This is a genomic window from Mycoplasma yeatsii GM274B (assembly GCF_000875755.1).
Classification (GTDB): Bacteria; Bacillota_I; Bacilli_A; order Mycoplasmatales; family Mycoplasmataceae; genus Mycoplasma; species Mycoplasma yeatsii.
This window is the reverse complement of record NZ_CP007520.1, coordinates 42,350-65,715: the sequence shown is the minus strand read 5'-3', so window position 1 is coordinate 65,715 and position 23,366 is coordinate 42,350. Positions and strand designations below refer to the sequence as shown.

The 23,366-nt window shown below is 25.8% G+C and carries 26 protein-coding genes; 3 read left to right on the top strand and 23 right to left on the bottom strand.

The genetic code is table 4. The features are described 5' to 3' along the window. Positions 1 to 6: 6 nt before the first annotated feature. From MYE_RS00310 to MYE_RS00255, 12 genes are all read right to left on the bottom strand, one after another. Positions 7 to 1,707 carry an Mbov_0396 family ICE element transmembrane protein gene (locus MYE_RS00310; RefSeq protein ID WP_052491373.1) on the bottom strand — a complete coding sequence of 567 codons (1,701 nt, stop codon included), beginning with the start codon at positions 1,705 to 1,707 and terminating at the stop codon, positions 7 to 9. Positions 1,708 to 1,724: 17 nt separating this feature from the next. After that, a complete protein-coding gene (locus MYE_RS00305; protein WP_042733071.1) occupies positions 1,725 to 2,066 on the bottom strand; it encodes an Mbov_0395 family pilin-like conjugal transfer protein in 342 nt (113 codons plus the stop codon). A 335-nt stretch (positions 2,067 to 2,401) separates the two neighbouring features. Beyond that, the gene (locus tag MYE_RS00300) at positions 2,402 to 2,620 is read right to left on the bottom strand and encodes a hypothetical protein (protein ID WP_042733070.1); all 219 of its coding nucleotides are present in this window, start codon (positions 2,618 to 2,620) and stop codon (positions 2,402 to 2,404) included. 11 nt (positions 2,621 to 2,631) lie between these two features. Continuing rightward, complete coding sequence (locus MYE_RS03945; RefSeq protein WP_052491372.1) at positions 2,632 to 4,158, bottom strand: MAG3960 family lipoprotein; 1,527 nt, start codon at positions 4,156 to 4,158, stop codon at positions 2,632 to 2,634. Positions 4,159 to 4,416: 258 nt separating this feature from the next. Beyond that, complete coding sequence (locus MYE_RS04225) at positions 4,417 to 6,702, bottom strand: BspA family leucine-rich repeat surface protein (protein ID WP_082028293.1); 2,286 nt, start codon at positions 6,700 to 6,702, stop codon at positions 4,417 to 4,419. Positions 6,703 to 6,719: 17 nt separating this feature from the next. Continuing rightward, the gene (locus MYE_RS00285; protein WP_042733069.1) at positions 6,720 to 6,926 is read right to left on the bottom strand and encodes a hypothetical protein; all 207 of its coding nucleotides are present in this window, start codon (positions 6,924 to 6,926) and stop codon (positions 6,720 to 6,722) included. 16 nt (positions 6,927 to 6,942) lie between these two features. Further along, complete coding sequence (locus MYE_RS00280; protein WP_042733068.1) at positions 6,943 to 7,155, bottom strand: hypothetical protein; 213 nt, start codon at positions 7,153 to 7,155, stop codon at positions 6,943 to 6,945. Further along, entirely contained in the window at positions 7,155 to 7,694 is a 540-nt protein-coding gene (locus MYE_RS00275; protein WP_144402405.1) for a hypothetical protein, read from the bottom strand. Before MYE_RS00275 ends, MYE_RS00280 begins: the two co-directional genes overlap by 1 nt. After that, positions 7,678 to 8,091 carry a single-stranded DNA-binding protein gene (locus MYE_RS00270; RefSeq protein WP_042733066.1) on the bottom strand — a complete coding sequence of 138 codons (414 nt, stop codon included), beginning with the start codon at positions 8,089 to 8,091 and terminating at the stop codon, positions 7,678 to 7,680. The genes MYE_RS00275 and MYE_RS00270 overlap by 17 nt, the downstream gene beginning before the upstream one ends. A gap of 24 nt (positions 8,092 to 8,115) precedes the next feature. Continuing rightward, a complete protein-coding gene (locus tag MYE_RS00265) occupies positions 8,116 to 8,577 on the bottom strand; it encodes a hypothetical protein (protein ID WP_042733065.1) in 462 nt (153 codons plus the stop codon). A gap of 15 nt (positions 8,578 to 8,592) precedes the next feature. Further along, the gene (locus MYE_RS00260) at positions 8,593 to 10,566 is read right to left on the bottom strand and encodes a type IV secretory system conjugative DNA transfer family protein (RefSeq protein WP_042733064.1); all 1,974 of its coding nucleotides are present in this window, start codon (positions 10,564 to 10,566) and stop codon (positions 8,593 to 8,595) included. Positions 10,567 to 10,623: 57 nt separating this feature from the next. Then, positions 10,624 to 10,860: a hypothetical protein gene (locus MYE_RS00255; protein ID WP_042733063.1), complete on the bottom strand. Its 237-nt coding sequence runs from the start codon at positions 10,858 to 10,860 to the stop codon at positions 10,624 to 10,626. A gap of 455 nt (positions 10,861 to 11,315) precedes the next feature. Between MYE_RS00255 and MYE_RS04220 the strand changes: the two genes are divergently transcribed. After that, positions 11,316 to 11,483, top strand: a complete 168-nt coding sequence (locus MYE_RS04220; protein ID WP_158438486.1) for a hypothetical protein — start codon at positions 11,316 to 11,318, stop codon at positions 11,481 to 11,483. Between the two features lie 115 nt (positions 11,484 to 11,598). Here MYE_RS04220 and MYE_RS00245 read toward each other — a convergent pair whose 3' ends face one another. The 7 genes from MYE_RS00245 to MYE_RS00215 all read right to left on the bottom strand — a co-directional run bounded on the left by MYE_RS00245 (position 11,599) and on the right by MYE_RS00215 (position 18,005). Further along, the gene (locus MYE_RS00245; RefSeq protein ID WP_236681620.1) at positions 11,599 to 12,423 is read right to left on the bottom strand and encodes a DNA methyltransferase; all 825 of its coding nucleotides are present in this window, start codon (positions 12,421 to 12,423) and stop codon (positions 11,599 to 11,601) included. Continuing rightward, positions 12,404 to 12,643, bottom strand: a complete 240-nt coding sequence (locus tag MYE_RS00240) for a hypothetical protein (protein ID WP_042733060.1) — start codon at positions 12,641 to 12,643, stop codon at positions 12,404 to 12,406. The genes MYE_RS00245 and MYE_RS00240 overlap by 20 nt, the downstream gene beginning before the upstream one ends. Before the next feature lie 3 nt (positions 12,644 to 12,646). After that, a complete protein-coding gene (locus MYE_RS00235) occupies positions 12,647 to 13,873 on the bottom strand; it encodes a hypothetical protein (RefSeq protein ID WP_052491371.1) in 1,227 nt (408 codons plus the stop codon). 324 nt (positions 13,874 to 14,197) lie between these two features. Continuing rightward, positions 14,198 to 14,995, bottom strand: a complete 798-nt coding sequence (locus MYE_RS00230) for an MAGa4850 family ICE element protein (RefSeq protein WP_042733059.1) — start codon at positions 14,993 to 14,995, stop codon at positions 14,198 to 14,200. 276 nt (positions 14,996 to 15,271) lie between these two features. Then, the gene (locus tag MYE_RS00225; protein ID WP_042733058.1) at positions 15,272 to 15,496 is read right to left on the bottom strand and encodes a hypothetical protein; all 225 of its coding nucleotides are present in this window, start codon (positions 15,494 to 15,496) and stop codon (positions 15,272 to 15,274) included. A 47-nt stretch (positions 15,497 to 15,543) separates the two neighbouring features. Next, positions 15,544 to 16,062 (bottom strand): hypothetical protein, encoded by a 519-nt coding sequence (locus MYE_RS00220; RefSeq protein ID WP_042733057.1) that lies wholly within the window; start codon positions 16,060 to 16,062, stop codon positions 15,544 to 15,546. 23 nt (positions 16,063 to 16,085) lie between these two features. Further along, positions 16,086 to 18,005 carry a BspA family leucine-rich repeat surface protein gene (locus MYE_RS00215; protein ID WP_042733056.1) on the bottom strand — a complete coding sequence of 640 codons (1,920 nt, stop codon included), beginning with the start codon at positions 18,003 to 18,005 and terminating at the stop codon, positions 16,086 to 16,088. A gap of 155 nt (positions 18,006 to 18,160) precedes the next feature. On the opposite strand from MYE_RS00215, the gene MYE_RS00210 reads away from it, so the two are divergent. Together MYE_RS00210 and MYE_RS00205 are read left to right on the top strand one after the other, a co-directional pair. Then, positions 18,161 to 19,006, top strand: a complete 846-nt coding sequence (locus MYE_RS00210; protein ID WP_042733055.1) for a hypothetical protein — start codon at positions 18,161 to 18,163, stop codon at positions 19,004 to 19,006. Between the two features lie 11 nt (positions 19,007 to 19,017). Continuing rightward, a complete protein-coding gene (locus MYE_RS00205; RefSeq protein ID WP_042733054.1) occupies positions 19,018 to 19,887 on the top strand; it encodes a hypothetical protein in 870 nt (289 codons plus the stop codon). A gap of 41 nt (positions 19,888 to 19,928) precedes the next feature. Here MYE_RS00205 and MYE_RS00200 read toward each other — a convergent pair whose 3' ends face one another. From MYE_RS00200 to serS, 4 genes are all read right to left on the bottom strand, one after another. Continuing rightward, entirely contained in the window at positions 19,929 to 20,627 is a 699-nt protein-coding gene (locus MYE_RS00200) for a 16S rRNA (uracil(1498)-N(3))-methyltransferase (protein ID WP_042733053.1), read from the bottom strand. A gap of 44 nt (positions 20,628 to 20,671) precedes the next feature. After that, positions 20,672 to 21,349 (bottom strand): chromate transporter, encoded by a 678-nt coding sequence (locus MYE_RS00195; protein WP_042733052.1) that lies wholly within the window; start codon positions 21,347 to 21,349, stop codon positions 20,672 to 20,674. Next, positions 21,349 to 21,960, bottom strand: coding sequence for a chromate transporter (locus tag MYE_RS00190; protein WP_042733051.1), 612 nt, complete (start codon positions 21,958 to 21,960; stop codon positions 21,349 to 21,351). Before MYE_RS00190 ends, MYE_RS00195 begins: the two co-directional genes overlap by 1 nt. A gap of 92 nt (positions 21,961 to 22,052) precedes the next feature. Continuing rightward, complete coding sequence (serS, locus tag MYE_RS00185) at positions 22,053 to 23,321, bottom strand: serine--tRNA ligase (RefSeq protein WP_042733050.1); 1,269 nt, start codon at positions 23,319 to 23,321, stop codon at positions 22,053 to 22,055. Positions 23,322 to 23,366: the final 45 nt, after the last annotated feature.

Genomic DNA, 23,366 nt, shown 5'->3' with positions numbered 1-23,366 from the left:
TCCTTTCTAATTTTTCTTAGTTTGTTTTTTATTTCTAGCTTTTTTAGCTTGATATCTAGCTTGCGCTTTTTTGCGTTGTTCTTCTTTTTTAGCTTTATCTTTTTTGTATTTATTTAATTCATCTTGAACACGTTTATTTGAACCATATAAATTTAAAGTAGTTTTTGAAAAACCATTTCTTCCACCAGTTTTGCCATCAACCAGTTTTCCAAGATGAGCTGATCTAGCTAATAATTCTTGTTTTTTCTCTTGTTGAGATTTAGATAGCTTTTTACCTTTTTCAGCTAGTTTGTCTTCTTTTTTAGATAATTTTAAAATTGATCTATCTACAAGAGCTTTGTTTAAAGCTAGCATTGGAGCAGAAGTGTGATAATCAGATTCTCTTTCTCCTAAAATTGCTTCTTTAGCTCTTTTTTTAGCAGTTTTTGTAGCATTAGGATCTTGACCATAAATAGCTCAATTTTTATCATAATTTGCTTCCATTTTTTGTCTTTCTTCTTTTGCAGTATCTAATCTTAACTTGTTATCAATATGTTCTTGTTGTGCAGCGTATTTTTTGTCTAAATAATCAGATCTAGAAATTTGTCCTTTTTTGTATTGTTGTTTAGCGTGTTGAATTTTATCATTTCTCCTATTTCTAGAAAAACCTTTAGCACCCATTGACGCATTACTCATTCTTCCAGCAACCGCAGCAACTGCACCAACTCCACCAGCTAAGGCCATACCGGTTTTCATTAAGTTTTTAGTTTCACTCATTGTTTCTCTAACCGAAGCAGATTCACCAACGAATGCAGTTATTTCACTTGTAATACCAGTTGTAGCTACAGCACCACCTGCAATAATTGCTAAAATTAAAAGAATTTTTGAAAAAAAGTTAACTTCATTTAAACTACCAACTCAATTTGTTGCACGAGTGATAAATACTGAATATAACTGCAATGCTATTACCATAGCTATAACTGAAAGAGATTTTGCAGCATAACTTTCAGCTCAAATTTTCATTCTTTTTCCATTATCCCCAACACTAGCAGCACAAATAAATGGACTTATTATAAATAAGAAGAATTGTTGATAGATTTTTTGAACCAAAGTCAATGCACCAAGTAGAAAAGGAATTAAAGTCATAATTGCGGTAAGTCCGCCTAGAAATATCAATAATATACCTTGACCATTCTCTAGCTTGTCAAAAACATCTTTTTTAAAATTAAAATTATCATTAGCTATTTTTAATCATTCGTTTTTCTCAATTTTTTCATTGCTAGGATCTTTTAAAGACATAAAGATAGTTTTTGAAATATCATTAACATTTTCTCCTATTATTAGTGAAAGGATAACATTGAAAATTGTGGTAACTAGAAATAAAATAATTGGTATTGAAATTATTCAAATAGTTCCAGTAAGAGAATTCTTCATTGCAATTGATAGAGCATTTTCTTCACCTTGTTTTTGAAAGTGAATTCTTATACCACTAGCTAGAAATAAAATTGCAAAAACAATTATAGATACAATTGACAATCTTAAAAACATAATCGGTATGTTTGCTTCGCTAAATTTTTGTCCAAATCTAATACCGAATATCAGATATTGTGGAAGTTCGGTTGCTATTAATTGGAATAAGTAAATAATAGCTTCTAAAAGTTTTAAAGGTAATTTCACCAAAGGTACATAACCCATGTTAAATAAACCTCAATAAACTCATCCTCACATAAATTAGTTTTCTCCTTTTATGATGAATATGTTAATGCCGCTTGAGCAACAGCTTGAACAATTCCTACAACTGCAGAAATGAACCCCCAGAATCCTAAAAGAGCCATTAAGAAAATAGCTGAAAGCTTAACTTTTTTAAATTCTTCTTGACGCGCTTCTTCACCAGTTGCTTTAGAAGCTTTAAACATAGCTCAAAGAGCTAAAATTCCTGTAATAAAAGCAAGAGCTCCGGCAGCAGCACCAAACCCTATAGCCATATATTTTAATATTAAGTTAGAAACTTCTACTATAGCTTCTGCACCGTCTTTTCCTTGTCCAGACGCATTCATCAACACGATATTTTTTATTGTATATAACATAATTATTTCTCCTTTTATTTTTAAATAATATAGACTCCTACCATTATAAGAATCAATCACACACTAAGAACTAGAATTGCTAAGGTTGTTATTCAAGGCCATTTAAAAACCGATCTAGCTTTAGTTCTTGTGAGTTTGTTTCTACTAAAACATTCTTTATATTCAGTTGATAACAATACTAAGCTTAGAATTGCTATAAGTGATGAGAATATGATTGTAATAATTACAAAACCTAACTCCATTGAATCACTTCCTTTCTAAAAGTAAAAAAGCAAATACTAACTTACTTTTTATAAGTCGGTATTTGCTTAGTTTAATTTATCGGTTAAGAGTGTTTATTTATTTTGTTGTTTAGCTAATTCTTCTTGTTCTTCTAGTCAAGCTTGAAGATCTTCTTCGAACCCGTCATAATTATCCGGAACTATTCTTGTTCCAGGGATATATTCAGGCGAATTACGATATTCTTCATCAGCACCAAGTCAGAATTGTTTAGTGAATTCATCACAATTTTCATAAAAATCTTTAGATGAATCTCAGCTTCTTCTTTTACTCATAAAATCATCTCCTATTCATCGATTTTAATAAATTTTCAATTAAATTGATTTTTATAGTAGTTAACAAAGTTGTTGAATCTAGTTTCAGCTAGTTGTTTAGTTATTACGTGTGGAGCGTCTAATTTATCAACATGATTAATGTTTGCTCAAATGAATTTGTAATGCTTAGAATGTTCATTTGTGTGTTTTTTAAACTTAGTTTCAAAGTCATTTTCAGCAATATCATAACTTTTAATTCCACTAATTAAAGGTTGGACAACTTTATGATATTGATTTCAAGCAAATCTATAGGTTGCTCGGAAATCGGTTTCATAGTTTTCATAAAAACTAGTGCCAGGAAATAGTTGTAAGCTTACATCATTACTCATATCATCAGATAAAGTAAATCCTACTAATTGTTTTACTTTTAGATATTCTAAAACTTTATCTTGAAAATTATCAATTTTAGTTGTTATTCCTGATGATTTGAATTGTTCTTTTAAAGTTTTATTCTCATCACTAATCAATCTACCATCAGTTAAAGCTTGTTGAAGTTCTAAAAATGCTAATAATAAGTCTAGTTGAGATTTTTGCATTGCGTAAACTTTAATTTTATTTCTTAGTATTTGATCAAAATAATCACCAACTAATCTCATTTTGTTTGGATCATATTTATCAGTATTTTTTTCAAAGAATTCTTTAGATAAAAATAAATCATTGTCAAAATTACCATTAAAATCAACAATTCTATTGTAGTATCAAAGACCAGTTGGAACAATTGTTAATTCTTTTTCACCAAAATTGTATAAACGATTATTTAATTTATTATTTTTATGAAAAGGTATTTCTTCTCAATTATATCTACCAGTTCAAGAACCGTCATCATTAAGTTTTTTTGATGAAATACCCCAAAGTTTACTGTCATCTCTTTCCGGATCTTCAGGAAGACCTAGTTGTCTTCTAACAGAATCTATAGAAAAATCTCTTTTACTTGAAATTGAAAATTTCACATTAGTATCGTTAATCATTGCTTTTAATTCTTTTTGTTGATTAACAATATCTAAAACCTGTTTAACTAATTTGTGATGAGTTGTTGAGTTAATATAAGTCTTATAATCTTTATCTTTAAACATAAAGTGACTTTTTATAGGTTCATCAACATTAAAGTGTTCTAAACTTCTAATATATTGACTTAGTAATGCAATTGTAGGAAATAATTCTAAACCTGCTAAATCTTCTATTTTATAATCATCAGCATTTGGAATTAATGATTTGAATTCATTAGCTTCATCAACTAAAACTTGATTAGCATAATAAACATTGCTTGGATTAGCAGTATCTTCTTCAAAAATAGTGTATTTTACATCTTCATATTCAAAACTTGTAACTTTTTCACTGTTATTGTTACCATTATCAATCGGATCATCATAATCAGGATTTTGAGTATGATTAGGATCTTTTGGAATTTTATAGTTACTAAATAATCGGCAACTTGTAACAGTTAAAATCGGAGCAGTTACAACTAAACTTGAACTAATAATAGTTAATAATTTTTTCATAAAATACACTTCCTTTATAACTACTATAATTCTATCACACTAACTAATTTCAATCAGGTAGTGTTGAAGTCAAAAACAATATATTTTAACTAAATAAATTAGATATTTTTATCTCTTAACCTTTTGCAAATACCGACACTAATTTATTAGTTAAATATCATTTTTAATTTGTTTTTCTTTTAAATTTTCAACTCATAACTATCAACTCATTTAAAACGGAAATGCTTTTTGAGTATGTTTATTTTGAGTTTCTTGTTGTTATTGAAGTTCCTGTCGCTTTTTTTCTTGCTCTTGTTGCAACTGTTCTTGTTGCTTTTTTTCTTGTTCTTGTTTTTCTTTAGCTTCAAGTTGTTGTTTTAAGAACAATTCGATTTCATCATTAATTTCTCTAGCAACATTAACAACAGGTTTAATTCAATCTATTCTATCTTTTTGAGTTGTCTTTTTAATTCAACTTTTTATATAATCTAGGTTATAATTTTCAGTTTCAATGTTAAATTTCTTACAGAATACCAGACTTATCATTTCAGCTTGATATTCACACTCAGAACGAGAAGTGTCTTCATAAGAATGTTTGAATTTCATATGTCCATATTCGTGAAAAAGAGTTTTAACATTTTGTTTAGTTGAGTTATGTTCATTTAAATAAATTGACTTATGATCAGTAAAACCTTTTACTTGTCCTAATGCTTCAGTTTCATAAACAGGAATGTTTTTAGTTTCTAAAAATTGTTTTAAATCACTAAATAACTGTTGATGATATTGTTCATTTTCAGGTTCAGCTTTTATAAAAGTAGCAAAGTAATTTTTAGGATATCGCTCTTTAGTTAAAGTAGTTTGACTAATATCAAATGTATTAGCTAATTTAAACCCTTTAATTGCTTCATCAACTTTTAATTCTTTCTTTTTGATTTTTTGTTTAACTTCATCGGTTCATTGTTTTTTAAAAATCTTTTCTCCATTAATTTCAACAAATTTATCAGTTACAGGTTGCAAAATCTTAAGTGCTTTTGAACCTTTTTTAATTGCAATTTTTTCAGTTTTTCAATCAGTAAATGATTTTAGAATTGTAGCTCCTGAAAATTGTTTATGAACCATAGCAATATTTCTTGCAGTATATTTATTTCTAATATTAGTTGCAAATTCTAAATAGTTAGCTAATTGCTCAGGATCTCTTACAAATTCATCGAGCTTATCATCAACTCTTTTGACGATATCGCTAATTTTGTTTTCAAAAGTTAACTCTTGTTTTTGAACAGGTCGTTTAACTTCTTCTAAACTTTCTTGAGCATTTTTGATTTGTTCATCAAGTTTTTCACTTAACTCATTTTGAATTTGTTTTAATTCGTTTTGTTGAAGTTTTAATTCTACTATTTCTTCAAGAGTATTAAATATCTCTTCATCAGCTTCATTAAGATTTATATTTTCTTGTTCAGCAGCATCTTTTTCTAAGTTTTCTTGTTGTTTAATAATTCCGAATTTAGGTAAGAATTCTTCATTTATAGCACTATTTTTATTATTAAAGTTTTCAAAATCTTCAACTTTATATACATCTCAATTAGATAAGTCTTGATTAAATTTATTTGCATAAGCAAACATATTACCCATATTAGTTACGTTGGAAGTGTTTCAAGATGAGATATCTTGGTTGAAGCTTTTTGTATTAAAAAACATAGAATACATTTCTTCAACTTTAGATACGTTTCATTTGCTTAAAGGTTGATTGAAGTCATAAGCAAAACAAAACATATTGCTCATACTAGTTACATTTGAAGTATCTCAATTGTTTAAAGGTTGATTGAATGATTCGGCTTGTTCGAACATATAATTCATATCAGTTACTTTAGAAGTATCTCAAGATGAAATATCTTGGTTGAAATAATATGCACGACGGAATACACTATTCATACTTATTACATTTGAAGTATCTCAGTATTGTATACCGTCTATTTCAGTATTGTCATTTCTATAAAAAGCTCATTGTAAACTTGTGATTTGTTTTGGAAGTTCTTTCGGAACTTTAGCAACTTGATCAGCAAACTCTTCTATTTGAATTTGACCATCAGAATTTGTGAATCAACCGATTTCTAAACACTCAGTGAAATCAGTATTATAAACTGCTTTTTTTCTATCAGGTATTTCTTGAGTAGCTTCATCAACTTTTTGTTGTTCTTGTGATTTCAAAATTCAATCAATTTTAGGATTGGTTTCATCAAGTTTTGAATTATCTTGATCATTCTTTTCTATATTTGTTCAGACAATACCAGGAATTTCAGTTTCTTGTTTTTCTTCAGTTTCTTCAACTTGGTTAGATTCATTATTTTCAACTTTTTCAGAATCAAAATATTGCTTAGCAACTTGTTGATATCTCTCACGAAGTTCTTCAACAGGAGTTTGTCATACAGATCAAGACTTAACTTCAATTTTGCTGTCTTTGTTTTGTTTTCTATATTCTTTTCAATTAGAAAGAGAAATTCCTGCAAATTGCTTTATATCTCCGTTTTCTATATAGTCTATATTTAAAATAGGATTATCATTTATCATAATCATTTCTCCTTTGTTTATTCGTTATCATTTGATTTGTTATTTTCAATATCTTTGCTTAGTATTTTGTGAAATAAACTTTCAATTTTATATTCAATAACAGCTTGTTTAATGATTTTTCTAAATTTTCAGTACTTAATAAAATCTATAAGTATTCATACAAGTAAACCTAACATTGTCAGTAAAAGAAGTACGATAACAATAATTACAATTATATTGAGCATATTAATTACTCCAGTTTTATTCCTTAACTCTAATCAATATATATCTGTAAGACTTTTGTACGAAAAAATCGTCTACTTTTCCAGTTTTTTCATTTCTTGTTAATGCTAGTTTTGAAACACTAGGATCATTTAAAAAATCATCTAACTCTTCTTCATCTAAAAATAATATTTCTATGTTTTTAATATCGTTTTGTTCGATATATTCATTAACTGTTAAAAAATCGTCCATTATCCGTTCTCCTTTTTATTTTGTAGGTTTCTATTTCTACTAATTGCTTCATTTAAAGCTTTTTGACGCTTATTGTACAAAAGTTTTGTTTTCTTAATTTTTATTTCTCAAGACTTTATATCTTTGTAAATTTCTTTAAGAATCACGAATAGAAAAATAACAACAAACAATACACCTAAAATAAATAAGAATATTTTATTAGTTGATATTTCTTCATACGAGAATCAAATATATGAAAAAAGAATGAAAAATACTAAAACATATAAGATAGATAAAGGTATGAATAAATATTTAAAAAATATAAAGAAACAATAATTTAAAGTAGTTTTTCATTTAATTTTCTTAATATTATTTTTTTCATTGTTTCCTGTTTTCTCTTGTTGTTCATCAACTGTTGTTTTAGCTCGTTTGATTTGTTTACTAGATCTAAAAGACAATATAAATACGTGAACAACAGAATATAAAATATGTACAAGCATTCCAGCAACAACAATAAGAAATATAATTGCAAATGTTTTCATACTATTTGTATTGTTCATCTAACATTGAATTAATTTCTTGAATAGCTTGTTGTTGTTCTTGAGCTAGTTGTTTATAGTGTTTTAGCTCGTTAATTGTTTCAGCTTTAGCTAAGAATTTAATTCTGTTAGCAATAATTTCTAATTTAGAAGTTTGTTTATCATCTTTAGTTTTAAATACGTTATTTTGAGCAACTCCAATTAAAGAAATCAGATCTCCTTTTTTTAAATGTTCTTTTGTAATTTCAGCTAACTTGTCATAACAAGTAACTTCTATAAATTGAGTTTTAATTTCTCTACTTTCAAGTGTTGCTAAAGTAAATTTAAGTAATTTACCTTTTTCGTTGTTTTGTTTATCGAATTCTTTTTCATAAAATTCATCTCTTACTAGACGACCAATTAAAATAACTTGATTCATAATTTTTTCTCCTTTTTAATAACTTTATAAATAGTCAATTTCAGCATTAATAAACTCTTGTAACAAATTTTCTTTTCATTGAATTTTTAAATCATATTCTTGTTCAGCTAATCATTGTTTATACGTTGATTTGGATTTATCTTTTTTAGCAAATTCATCCAATTCTTCAGCAGATTTGTCATTTAAAATATCAATAACTTTTTCTAATGCTCGAAAGCTTTTAGAACTTGAATCAAAACTTTCATCTTTTTCAAACAAAATCTTTTTGATTTTTTGTTCTAATCAAGTTTCTCCTAGCTCAGGTAATTTAGAAAGTATTCTTGTGACTACTTTGTGTTTCAATTCTCACTCATCAATATGTAAATACTCAAAATGAGAATTAAAGTTTTTAAGATATTGCTTTATATCTAAGTCATCGACTCATAACCCATAATCTTTAGAATATAAATATCTAATTTCTTTAATTGTTATTTTTTTGCTATTCATATAATCAACTCCTTTTTATTGTTTACAGTGTAAGCTTCCTGCTTTTCGTGCTTTTTCTAGTTCTATTTTTAATTGTTGTTCGCGTTGTTCAGTTACTTGATGTTGAACAAGTTTTTGTAATTCAACGTTATCCAATTCAGATTCTTTCATAGCGCTAAAATCTCATACTTTTTCAACAACAACATTCGGCTTATTAGTTATAGGATGAATATATTCATCATTGGGTAAATATTCATAAGCAGGCGTTAATTTAATTGCAATAGGTTTACTTCCACCAGAAGTAATAATTGTCATATCAGGGTTTTTATACTTTAAGTCACTAACACTCATTATTAATTCCTTTTGTTCACTAATTGTTGTTGAAGTGCGGTTTTCACTCTCAGAAATAGATTGTTTTTTAACAATTTTTTCTCCTAATGATTGCGAAAAAGATTTTAAAGTTTCTTCAGAGTTAGTTTCTAATAAGAAGTTGAGTCTAGCTTGTGCTTTAATAGCTCTATAATCTCTACCTTTAGAAACGTATTTTTGTAACTGTTCGTAACTTTGAATAATCAACATAAAGAATACATTTCTACTTCTTGAAATCGCCATCCAATCCGGGATTTGCGGTAATAATAATGAGTTGAACTCTTCTAAATAAAATTGCAACATTCTTTTTAACTTTTGCTTTGGTAAAGTATTTGCATAATCAACTGCTTCTTGATAGATTTGAGTAATCAACATATTCATCAAAAAGTTATAAATGTTTTTGTGATCAGGAAAACAAATAAATATCACATACGGTTTAGACTCATCTCTAACAACTTCTTTAACGCGAAATGTTATATTGCTGGTAATTTTTTTAATACTAATATTTTGAGAAAAGGAGTTTATAGCCTTAGTAGCATTAGTTAAAATACCAGATAACGTTTCAGGAACGATATCTATAAAAGGTTTCTGTTCAGCACACAAATCAAATCAATATTGGTTATTTTTTTGATTTTCTTGTGCTATTTCAATTCATTTACCATTTTTAATAAAATCAGTACTTAATGTAGGAATTAAATTAGCTATAGTGTAATGTTGTAAAGTAAATGTTTCTTCTTCTAAGCTATATAGTAAAAAGAATTTTAAAAGCAAAATAAGAATATTTTTAGCATTTTGCTCTCACATTGAATTTTCTTCATTAGTTCAAGGAAGCATTTCAACTAGTTCGATGATTTTGTCATAAGCTTTACCATAATCAAATTCATCTAATTGTTCTTTAGGTTTTGAATGTAGAGTTTTTCATATTTGCTCTAAAGGATTTCAATATAAAGATTTTAGTGAATCATCAAAATCGAAAACTTTAATGTTATAACCGTTTTCTAAAAACATTTTTCCAGTTCTAGATAGTATTTGTTTTTTAGGATCGGTAATTACCATATTTGGCTTTTTCTCATTAGGTAATGTTGCATTATATCAAATGTTAGGTATAACAATTTTTTCAGTTTTCTTGCTTCCAGAAATTCCTAAAACAATTGCGTGAGAATCAGTGTTGTTTACCAAATAGTGTTTTTTACCTTTAATATTCAACATACCTAAACTAAAGTTAGGTTCTCCAGCTTTAAACTTGTCTTTAAATGCTCTAAAATCACCGTCTTTAGTGAATTGGTTGTATTCTCAATTGTTTTTAGTAAGATCTTTATTTTTGAAAACTTTCTTTTTTATTTTTTCTCATCATTTTTGATGATTAAAATACGTAAGAAATACAAATATTCCACCTACTATGATTACAATGGTTCAATTTCTATGAGAACTGTTAGTTGTTCAGAAATTAAAAAAGTCAGTAATAACATTTCTTTTAGAAGTAAGTCATCCTACAATTGCAGAAAAGCTTTTTTCTTTAACAACTATCATAATAATTGTTAGAAGTAAAAACGAAGTTAAAGGCCATAATACAAAGCAAAAGATATTAATCATTAATTTAGTCGATAATTTATCTCTTAGTTCATTTTTATTTTTTTCCATTATTTTTACTTTCTATAGACTGTTTTAGAGTTTTAAAATATGCAACAAAATCTAAAGTTATTTTTTAAGTAATCAATACTCATCTGTACAACTATCAAAAAAGTGTCTATCTTCTCAATAATCTCCATCTTCTTGAAGTTCTTCTATGTCTTTTAATCTCTTAGAAATTTCGGTTTTTAGATGTTTTATAAAAGGATTGCTTTTGTATTTAACTTTCTTTCAAAACTCAGCGAAATCTTTAGAGTAATCATAGTCTTCCATTACAAATTCTTTTTCTTCATTAATTACTTTCATAACATTATTTCCTTATTGATTTAAAATTCATAGTTTTTTTAACTTCCATTAATTTATTGCTTTCTATAAAAACCTTGTTTTCTAACATTTAACGAATAAGAGCTCCAATGAATAAAGGAGGAAACACTAGAATACTAAAAAGTATAGCTAAAAGATAAAGTGGAGATATATTTAAAAGGGAAAATATTAAAGGGAGGAAAGGAAATGAACATAGAGTAAAGATCATAGCAAGGAGAAAAAGTAGCCTAAACATACTTCATATAAACGATAAAAAACCGATAATTTGCTTTAATGGCGGTCTATTTATTTTTAATTTGATTAGATTAACTGATTTTTGTTTTACTATTTTCTTTTTTTGTTTAATACGTGCTAATAAGCAATCGATTTTAGTAATTCCTAATTCATTTTTAGCTTGTTGGAAATGTTCTTCTAAAATTAGAGTAATAAAAGCTCAGATGATAAAAGAACTTATAGAGAAAAAGGAAACTAAAACGATCGTCGCATTTTCATCAGAAAACAGTCCATACGAAAATACAAAGTATAAAAGAATAATGGACGATATTGAAGCGACTAGAAAATTTAAAGGTAAAAATAAATATTTTACAAATATAGATGTTCAATAAATGAATTTTGCTTTTTTTAGTGATTTCATTTTTTTCCTTTCTTTAGTATTGAAATTGAGGTTTTTAGTTTAGTGTTCAAATAATGTAAACATATTTGTAATTCTTTTTCATAACATTATTTCCTTATTGATTTAAAATTCATAGACTTTTTAATAGCTTCAAGTTTAACCACAATTTGTTCGATGATATCTTTTATTAATTCATCAGGAATAGAGCTTCTTAAAGAATAATTATTCTTTTTCATATGTTCTTTATTTCCTGGAACTTTTTTAGCTTTTAAAAGGAGTTTAATATTGCTTTTAAATGTTGTAGGTTTTAGTGAAAAATTACTATCATAAGCAGAATAATAAGTCTTGGTTAAATGGGCATTGAAGTTTCAATGTTCTTTTTGAAATTCTCAAGTTTTAGAAGTTGTTGGATTTTCAATAACTCAAAATTTAGGTTTGAAAGTTTCAATAATATTAATAGTTGCTCCAATTGTTGCAACTCCAAGTATCCTTGCGATTTCCTTTTTTAAAAAACTTCTTTTTTTATTTGCAGAACAAGTTGAATTGTAAGATTCATAATATTTACGATTTCTTACTTCTCAAGTACAAATTTCTTGTTTATCATCAGTTGGACTAATTTTAGAAAACATTTTTCCACCACAATCAGCTATACTTCAACTCTCACAAGGCGGAGAAGCTAAAATGATATCAGGACGTGGTAATTCGTTTAATTGTTCAATTAACTTATCATTAGTTAAAGACAAATCAATTTGCTTGTATTTATAGTTATTTGATTCTTTAAACTTGATTTTTTTAGGTTCGTTAATTCCTATTGAATAAACAATAAACTGTTTATCAAAATATTTTTTAATAGCTTTTTGATAACTACTTTCAGCATCATCATATAAAGCTCATACAATATAAACGATTTCATTATTCGCTTTGATTAGCACTTTTATTCTCCTTTTTTAGTTTTTTTGAGTTAAATATTTTTCTTTTCCTATCATTTATTAAAAATAAACAATAAGTAGGATATCTAGAACTCATTTCAAATATAAAATCGTTTTCTTCTTTCATTGCTAATTCAACTAAATCATCAAAATATCAAATATTGTTTTTGATGATAAAACTTTTTAATGCACCTTGTACTTTAATACTTTTTGGAATTTTCATACTTTATCTCCTTACATATTTAGGTTTATTCTCAGCTTGTTTAAAGTTTTTGTTGAATTTCTTCAACGCTTCGATTTTTTTTCAGAATTGAATGTTTTCAAATTCTCATTCTCATTTTTCAAAAAGTTTTTCTAAGTCATTTTTTCCACCATATACAGGAACAATATCATCAACGGTTTCTATTTCTAAACAGTCTTTAATAATCATATTTCCAATTTGACTTTCAAATTCAGCTAACTCTTTATTAGCAAACTCTATAGCTTGTTGTTGAAGATAAGATGAAGAGTAATTAGCTTTTTTTATTTCTTCAATTTCTAGTTCGTATTTTGCATATTCTTTGTTTAATTTGGAGTTATTACTTTTTATATAGTTAAAAATATCTCATATAGCTTCGTTTACTTTTTCATCTCTTTTAGATAAAGCATACGTTTTGTTTTTACTGTTTTTGTAAAACTTCTTAATTGTTCTTACAGAGTTATATAAAATACTTGTTCTCACTTGTTGCTTCATCAATTCTTTTAATTCTTTTCTAGAATCTCAAATAGAATTTTTGATTACATAAAAATCTTGATGCTCTTCTTGATAAGCTAAGCTAGTTTCAAGCATAGTTTTTAGTTTCTCAACACTTTCTTTATTAAATGAACCTTTTTTCCTGTAATTACCATTTATATCAGGATATTTTTCTCAGAAACTTAAATGAATATGTGGATATTTAGTGTTAGAGTGAATTGCTCAGTGTCCAGTGATTTTATTTGGATCGATTTTGTTAGCTTTGAAAAAACTTTTCATATTTTTATTCAACGTATCGTTTCATTCGTGTTTGTCAATAGCAAATGTATCAATTCCAAGTTGTCCAGGATTAATAGTCATTTCTCAAATATTTTGTTTATCAGATATTTGTTTAACTATTTTCTTTTCCTTTTCAATTGGCAAATCATTAGCTTGTTCACTAAACAAACGATAAAGTCCTGTTTTAGATTCATCATCATTTAAAAACTTAGCTTTAGTTTTAGAATCTAAGAACTTTTCTCATTCAACATTTTTATCTTGATATTCCAGTTTAAGACTTTGTTTATTTTCATTATCTTTTTGAATATAAACAGCTTGTTCTCTTGTTATGTAGTCAATATAAGTTCCACTTTTATAGAAACTATGATTATGAACTTTTCCACTTTTCTTATTTTCTTTCTTTTCTATTTTTGGATGAGAAAATTCAACCTTGACTATCATCTTTATATTTCCTTAGTTTTTAATATCTTATTTTCTAGTTTAATATCTTATTTTTTATGTTTCGAATTTTAACCTTAGACAACTTTCAAAAAACTTAACAAGCGATTTTTCGCTCATTTTTTAATACTAAAACATAACAAAAAAGATATTTTTTCTAATACCTGCCGATTATGAAATTGCATTTTCTAGTTAAAATTTAATTTCTAAAAGTCAGGAAAGTTAGAATATTGGTCGTCTGGTTAGGAGTTGCACCTAACTTATACTGCTCAGACGGTTTAATATCTTTTTTTCCGAACTTTCAAAACTACTTAAAAACAACCTTAACTAGTTTTTTAAAAATAGCATTTTTATTTCACTTGAAATTAAACGTTCAGTTCTAAATTCATAACCAATAAACTTTTTAATAAACTGTCCATTTTTATTTCAAAAAGTTTTGAATTTCTTTTCACTAGTTCTTTTAATCACAACCAGTTTAGAATGAACAATACCTAGAAACTTAGATAAAGCTTGAAAGATTCTTCAGACTTTAGTTCTACTCATATTCAGTTTTTTAAAGTAGTTATTTTGAACTAAAGCAAATTTCTTATTTGAGTTTTCAACTAATTTGTCTTTAGTTTGTTTTAAACAGTACAAAGTGTCAATTGCACCCAAAGTTTTAGTAAGTCCATTCAACAAGAAGAACTTAATTACTAATTCACCTTTAATGATTCAAAACTTTTCATTTTTGTTTCTAAACACCTTTCTAGTTAGTTTTAGAACTCTATTTGTCTTGTAAACAGTTTTATCAATCATTTCCAGTTCAATTAATTTTTTGATAGCTAGCTTCACACTAGAATTTTTAAATCCAAATTCAACTAGTGTTTTTTTAGTCACTTCAGTTTTGTACATCGCTTTTAAAATCAAAACAATTTCAGTTGCAACTTTTTCTCCAGCTAACTTAGCTACATAACTTTCACCGATTACAAGTTTAGCTTTTTGTATTTTTGAAATTGCATTAGCAAAAAGTTTGTCGTACTTCTTGTTCTCATATTCTTGTTCAAAACGTTGATTAGTTAAAAATGCTTCAATCGATTTTTGATCGTTTTCTTCTTTCATTAAGATTCAATTCTTAAAATGTGACATAATTTTTCCTTTCTATTTCTATTCACAAGTTAAGAATTTTTTGGTATAATTAACTTGTGAACTTATTTAGAAGATAAGAATCTTTCCTTTCCAACTTTAGGGTTCTTATCTTTTTTTTATTTCCTTTCTAATTTTTCAAAATTACCGATTTTAAAGTTTTTGTGTTTTAAGCTATGTTACAAAATTTTTGCCTTAAAGGGTGTCTACCGCTTAAGTCAACTTTAAACTAAAAAACCGATGGAATTTATCCAGTCGGTTTTTTTGTATCTGACACACTTATTTTTTACGGTTCCGTTTATCTTCTAATCTTTCTTTATATTCACTTGCATCTTGAATTCTTTTAGTTATATCTAAACTAGCGTGAGAAATATTATCTACCTTATTTTTAATTAGGTCAATTTTTTCTTGTAATGATAAAGAACTTCACATTTCTTCATGTGATGAACCAACTAAATCTATTATTTTTTGTTGATTAATTGTTCTATTAATAAAATTATTCAACTGTTCAAATTCTTTAAAAACTTCATTAATTATAGAAATTGTTTTTTCTACAACATTAGATAATATTTTAGATAGACTGTTAATTTTTGAGAAATTATTTTCACTTGCTCGCTAGTTTCACTTATATTTGCAGTAGCAACTTTTTCTATTTTTTCTATTTTATTATGTTTGTTGGGATCGATAGTATAATTTTCTAATTCTACAAATTCATTAGTTGTTCTATCAATTGCAGCTAAAACATAACTTGTGCTATTATATTTAAACTCAGTAAAATTAACTAATTGATCATTGAAAGTATCTAACAACTTGTTATATTGTTCATCAGATCTTTTAATAGTATTTTCTACTTTTGTATTTAAATTATTTAATTTGTCTTTTAATTGATTAGTAAAACTTAATAACTGTTTGTATTCTTCTTCTTTTGTCTTAATGTAGTTTCTAATTAAGGTTACATCATTATCATCTATATGAGTATGACTAATATTACTCATAATAAAAGGAGCACTTGCTGAAAATCCAACTAGTGTTAAAAATAGCGTTGTTAATTTTAAAGTTTTTAATTTCATAAGTCCTCCTTTATCTAATTTAATTATTGGTTATTTTCAAAATCTAAATCTTCTCGTCTTTCTCAACCTCATTTACTAAAATCAACCTTGTCAGCACCTTCAAACATATTTTCAAAAAATGTTTTCATATTTCTTACTCTATATTTTCAGCTTGATAAGTCTTGATCAAAAGATTTTGCATTTCTAAACATATCATCACTATTAGTAACATTTTTGACTATTCAACTACCAAGATCTTGATTAAAGCTTCTGGCATTATGGAATAAATTTTTAGTTACTCTTATATGCCTTACATCTCATGAGTCAATGTTTTGATTAAATTGATCGCAATTTTCAAACAATCCTTCTAAAGAAGTTATCTTTCTTGAAATTTGAGATGGAACTTTTTTAATTGTTCTTGGCATTTTAGTGGCACTGATTTGTTTATTTTTATCAGAAGTAGAAATTCTATAACCTATATTAAGTACAGTTTCGATATTTTCATCAGCAAGCTGATTTAAGTCAGCAACTTCAGTTTGACGAATTACACCATCCTTGCCTATATAAGAAGTTTTTTGTTCATCTGTAAAATCTTTGAATTTAAAGGTAGGTATTTTTAATGTGCATTCATTATGCCCTGCTCAAATACGAAATTCACCAAAAAGAGTTCCATCAATTACAGGATATTGTTTAATATCTATAAATTTATGAACATTTACTAAATTTTGGTGGTGATTTAGTCTTAATCTAATTTTATTAACAATATCTCCATATGAATCATATTGTTCAATTTCATTTTCTTTTGTAAGTTCATCATATATTTGTGTAACTTCATTTTCTAGTTTCTTAGATTCTTCATTACTTAAAATATCTTGTGTATTAATTCTTGGTAATTCTATTAATTTGTTAAATTTATCTTTAATTTCTATTTTTAAATCTTCATTAATATCAATAATTTTATTATTTTGAAAAGAGATCCTGTCTTTATTTCTAAAAAATTCAATTTGAGCAGATCTCCCATTTGGTATAATGTTTTCTATATCTCGAATGTGAGATTCTATGCCTCTTAATAAATTAAAAAGTGTTAAATCCGGACTAATAGTGTGTTTAATAACTTCTCATTGTTTTAAAATCTCAACAGTTAGTATTGGAGCTCTTGAACTATATCCATTTAAAAGATCATTATAAAATATTTTTTCTTCTAACATATCATAATATTTATCTAATAAAAGAAGTTGATTAGGTTTTTCAGTAGTTAAGAACTTAATAATTTTATCTATTTTTTCATCTAAAGGAATTTGAGATCAAAGTCTATCATCAGAAAAAGGAATGTTAATTAAATTTAATCGTTTTAAAATCTCTTTTTCATTATCTATTCTAATTTTAGTTTCAAAAAATTTAACTGCATAATCTTGAGTAAATATTTGTTGAAAATCAATTTTAAACTTTTTAATTAGTTCAATGCTTCGATCTATTTTACTATTTAGATCATTTATATTTTCATTAGTTAAAATATCATCTAATTTAGCAAGTTCAATAATGTTTTTATTTTCTATTTTCTCATCATTAACTAGAACTAAGTTTTTATTTTCCTTATCATAAGCCATTACAATAATATTTTTATTATTAAGAGTTATTTTAGAAAGATTAGTTATCATGTTATTAAATGTTTGACTTAAAAAATCAAAAGTATCTTTTCTTTTAGAATTAACATTAGAAACTATAGTATTAATTTGATTAATTATTTCATTTAAATTACTTGATTCAGTATTAAGTTTATTTATTTGTTTTTCATATTGATCAAGCTCTTTTTTTAATGTGTTATAAGTATTATTTCTATTAAAATCAATATTAAATGAACTGTTAGGATTTTTAACAAATAGTTTATATGAAATAAGAAAAGAACTAGCACAAACACTAGTTGTTAAAGTTATAAACATAGCTATTTTTCTAAATAATTTCATATTCTATTTCCTATTTTCTTTTATATTTTACAATATTGTTATTTAAATTTCATTGTTTAAATTGTATTGTCATAAATTGACTTATAAAGTTTGAAAAATTATAAATTAATGTTTTAATTAAATTGATACACATTTATAAATAGATAGGAGTAAGTATGAAAATAAAAAAATCTTACTTAGCATTAGGACTAGGTTTAGTTGCAGTTTCAACTGGTGTTATTACAACAGTGAAACTAACAGCTAATAAAGATGATAAACAACTGATAACTTTAAGAAATCAAATAAAAACTTTTAAAGAAGAAATAAAACAAGCTAAAGAAAAATTAGCAGAATTAACTGGAAGTTTAAATGACAAGATTGATACCATAAGTGGTAAAGTTGATAATTTAGTTGCTGATACTAATACAAATATCAGTAAATTAAAAACTATTTTTAATACAAACTTAAAAAGTTTAAATGAATTTAAGTTAAAAGACTTTAAAGGTGTTGAATCTACATTCTATTTTGTAATATATGAAAATAATCAATTTAAAGTTAATGAAAATAAAACAGGAAGTCAAATTCCAAATATCGAAGCTGTAGAACAATATAAAACTGAAATGGCTAAAGAAGAAAAAGATAAAAATATTTTACAAAAAGAAAAACAAATAATTACTAAAATTATTAAAGAAGTTAGCGAAAAAATCAGAGAATCAATGCAAAAAACTTTTACCCAAGCTGTAGAACAAGTTAAGAAATTAGAAGAACTTACATCAAGATTAGAAGGTTTAAATAGTCAAGAATTAACAGATCTATTAAAAGACAATGGTCAAGATTTAACTGATTGAGAGACAAAAGATCTTAGTGTTAAAATAGAAATAATTAAAAACGTTTTAACAAGTAAAGATCAAATTATACGAGGTTTAATTGATAAGATAAATGAAGTTAATGGTAAGTTAGAAACAATGATAACTACTATCGATAACATAGATCGTATGTTAGAAGGTAAAACAAATAGATAGGTTGTGAAATTATGAAAAGCAAAAAAATAATAATCCCAATCATTTCAAGTATTGTTACAGCTGGTGTAGGTATTGCTAGTACTTATTTTGCAGTTAATCAACATAATGAAAAATCTCAAATAAGAGCTCTTAGACAAGAAGTAGAAAAACTTAAAACTGACTATGAAAAAGCAAAAGAAAAGATAGAGTCTGAAAGATCTAAATTACAAGGTATTATTAACCAAATTCAATCTGAATTAACAACAACTATACAACAAGCTAAATCAAATGTTGAAGAACTTAAAAAAGTTTTTAAAACTTTAAAAACATTTGCAAAATATGAAATAACAAAACAAGGTGAACAAAAACCTAGCATAACTTATTATTTAGCATATTATGAAAATAATGAAATTAAAGCATCAAGTGAAGTAACAACTACTCTTACAGAACAAAAACAAGAAATTCCTGAACTTGAAGAAGTAAAAAAATACAAAGATGCTAAAGAAGGAGACCTTAAAGATAAAGATCTACCAGAAAAAGAAGCATCGGTAATATTTGAGATTACTCAAGACTTTTTATCAAAAATTAAACAAGGTTTTGATGTATTAATTAATTTTTTCAACAATAAGAAAAATGAATATGATACATTAATAGATAAACTAAATGCTTTAAAAGAGCAAGATTTCTACAATTTATTAAAAATCGATGGATTAGATAAAAATTCATGAGATACTTTAGATGAATCTCAAAAAATTCAAAGAATTAAAGATGCTTTAACTAATAAAAATGATGAGATAGCTCAACTTATTAAAACAATAAATGATGAAGCTGAAAACTTAAAAAATATGACAACAACTGCTCAAGGTATCTTAGATCTTTTACAAGGTAAAAAGAAACAATAATATAATTAAAAAACTCAGGTATTTAATTCCTGAGTTTTTATCTATTCTTTTACTTTACTTAACATTTTAATTGATGCAGTTTCTGCTCTTAAAATAGTTTTTCCTAATGAAATAAATTTAATTCGATCATCATTTAAACTTTTTGCAAATTCAATTTCTTTATCACTTAATCCACCTTCAGGACCAGCAATTAAAACTGAATTAGTATTTAATTGATCTATTTCTAAATCACTATCTAATTGTTCATGAGCAATATAAATTGTGTAATTTAATTCTAAATATTTTTTTATAATTTCTTGATAATTTAAAGGTTTTGTAATCACAGGGATTATGTTTCTAAAACTTTGTTCACTAGCGTTTTTAATTTTAGTTTCATAACGAATCATTTTTTTATCTGAAAAACTAAAATCAACTAGTTTATGATTACAAAATTGACTAATCATTGGATGAATTGTTTTTACACCTAATTCAGTTGCTTTTTCAATCATTCACTCAAATCGATCTATTTTAATAATTGGAGCAGCTAAAACTAGATCTTTTCGATATTCATGATTGATATCTAATTTTTCAATTATTGTAGCTATATTAGTTTTATTTTGTAATTTGCATTTAAAAAATACACCATCATAATTAGTTAAAAATTCATCATTTTCTAATCTAGCAACTTTAATATGATGCATTAAATCGTCATCTAAAATAAAATGATTTTCAAATTTATTATTACAAAAAAATCTATGCATATTACTATCTCATTTCTATATTAACAATATGTCATCTTTAAAATTTAAGCTAGTCAAGGTTCAAATAATATTAAGCTTATTATTATGTTTGCAAATATCAATCCAAATATTGGTATTTTTTTAAGATATAAATAAAAGCTTACAATAACTCCTATTGGAACATAACAATATAAAGCAATTAATCTTCATCCACTAAAGAATTTCATATTAGATGTGGCTTTTGAAGCATCTATAATTCCTAAATATTCACTTGCTGATTTATTAAAAATTAAACAAGGAAACATGCAACCTAAAAATATTTCAATAGCTAAAGCAATAATAATTCCACTAACAACAGGATTCATAATATTAATTAATGATTTAAAAAAACTTGATTGATGAAATTTTTTAGAATATTTTAAAGCAATCATCATCATAAAAATAGCTGGTAAAACGAATGCTAAATATGTAAAGATCATTGCAATAAATCCTCATCATTGACCTTGAGCAACCATATATCCAGTAATAGCAGCAAACTTAGGACTTAAAATACCTGGAGTTGAATTAGAAACTGCAAAAACCGTGTTAATAAAATCTTCTGGAATATTAATTCCAAATCAACTTTCTAATGATTTTCACATTCAAACAAATATAGGCATGAAAACTTGTCCACCACCAAACACTGATAATGAAACAAAAATAAGTAATAATAAGGATACAAAAAAAGCGATAAAAGCAGTCATTATTTTACATCCTTTCTAGGTGTTAATTTTCTTGTTCGTTTAGCTTTAACTATAAAGATTGTTGAATAAATAGCTATAACTAAAACCATAACTAATACTGGAACGTTATACGGGGTTGGGACAAATAAAGAAAATGATAAACTAACTAAAAATAAAATCATTCATAGACTTAGTTTCATAACTTTAATACCTTTTTTAAAATAGTTTCATCCAAAACCAATTAATGCTCCTGTTATTGCTACTAAAACTCCAGTTTGAACAGCAATTAAGTATTGACCTGGTATTTTATTGAATGCAAAAATAAGACCTACTGCTAAAATAATGTGTGGCATTGAAGCTAAACTAACTACTAAATAAGCCTTAAACTTACTTAAAGTTCTAAAAGCTATATAAGCTGTAGTTTGAATTGCAGCAGGACCTGGTAACATATTTGTTAAAACTACATTGTGATGAAATTCATCTTCATCTAATCACTTATATTTATCAACAGCATAACGTTTGATAACAGGCATCATAGCATTACCTCCACCAAAACCAACAAAAGTGATCAACATTATAAAAAGAAAAATATTTCAAAATGTAGGTTCTTTTTGATACTCTTTTTTTCTCATAAATTTCTCCTGAAGTTTAGTTAATACAATATTAATAATATATTATAAAAGTACATTTTTCTTAAAAACAAAAAAAGTAGCAAGCTACTTAATTATTTAATGTATTCTTGGTTATTAAAGTAAGGTCTTAATACTGGAGGTAATATTAATTTTTCTCCATCTCATCAGTTTTCTAAAAGTGCAGCGATTAATCTATCTATTGCAACTCCACTTCCGTTTAATGTGTGAACTAATTTAACTTCACCATCAACATCTCTAAATCTTGTTTGCATTCTTCTAGCTTGGAAATCTCAACAGTTTGAACAAGATGATATTTCACGATATTTATTTTGTTCAGGGAATCACACTTCTAAATCATAAGTTTTAGTTGCACTAAATCCAATATCACCACTACATAATTCAACAACTCTATAAGGTAATTCAAACAAGTTTAAAACATCTTCAGCATCTTTTACTAATAATTCTAATTCGTTCATAGATTGATCTGGATGAACTATTTTAACTAATTCAACTTTATTAAATTGATGTAATCTAATCATACCTTTAGTATCACGTCCGGCACTTCCTGCTTCTTGTCTAAAACATTGAGTAAATCCAGTGTATTTTAAAGGTAAAACATCACTTGAAAGAATTTCACCAGCATGTAAATTTGTTAAAGGAACTTCACTTGTTGGGATTAATCATTGATCTCCAGCTTTATACATATCATCAGCGAATTTTGGTAATTGTCCTGTTCCTTTCATTATTTCAGTATTAACAATTAAAGGACAGAAAATTTCTTTATAACCAAATTTTTCATGTCTTGATAATAAAATATCTGCAATTGCTCTAACTAGTTTTGATCCTAATCCAGTATAAATTAAAAATCTTGAACCACTTAATTTTGTACCTCTTTCAAAATCAATTAATCCTAATTTTGTCGCAATTTCTCAGTGTGGAGTATTGTGTTGAACTAATTTTGTATGTTTTGATTTTCTAATTTCTACATTATCGTTATCATCACTTCCAAAAGTTATGTCTTTGTGTGGTAAGTTTGGAATGTATTGTAGTTTTGTAATCATTTCTTCATTAGTTATTTTTAATTCATCATCTAACACTTGAATTTCAGAGTTCATTTTAGATACTTGTTGTTTAATTTGTTCAGCTTCGTCTTGTTTTTTTTCACGAACTAAAACTCCAACTTGTTTAGATAATTGGTTTTTTTCTGCTTTAATTTTTTCTACTTTTAATAATAATTCTTTTCTTTTTTTATTTTTTTCAATTACGAATTTTAAATCTGATGAATAGTCTTGTTGATTACGCATATTTAATCTTTCAACAACTTGTTCATAATTTTGTTCAATATAATTTATATCTAACATAAAGTACTCCTTAATAGTCAATTAATATTTTAATTATATTATAAA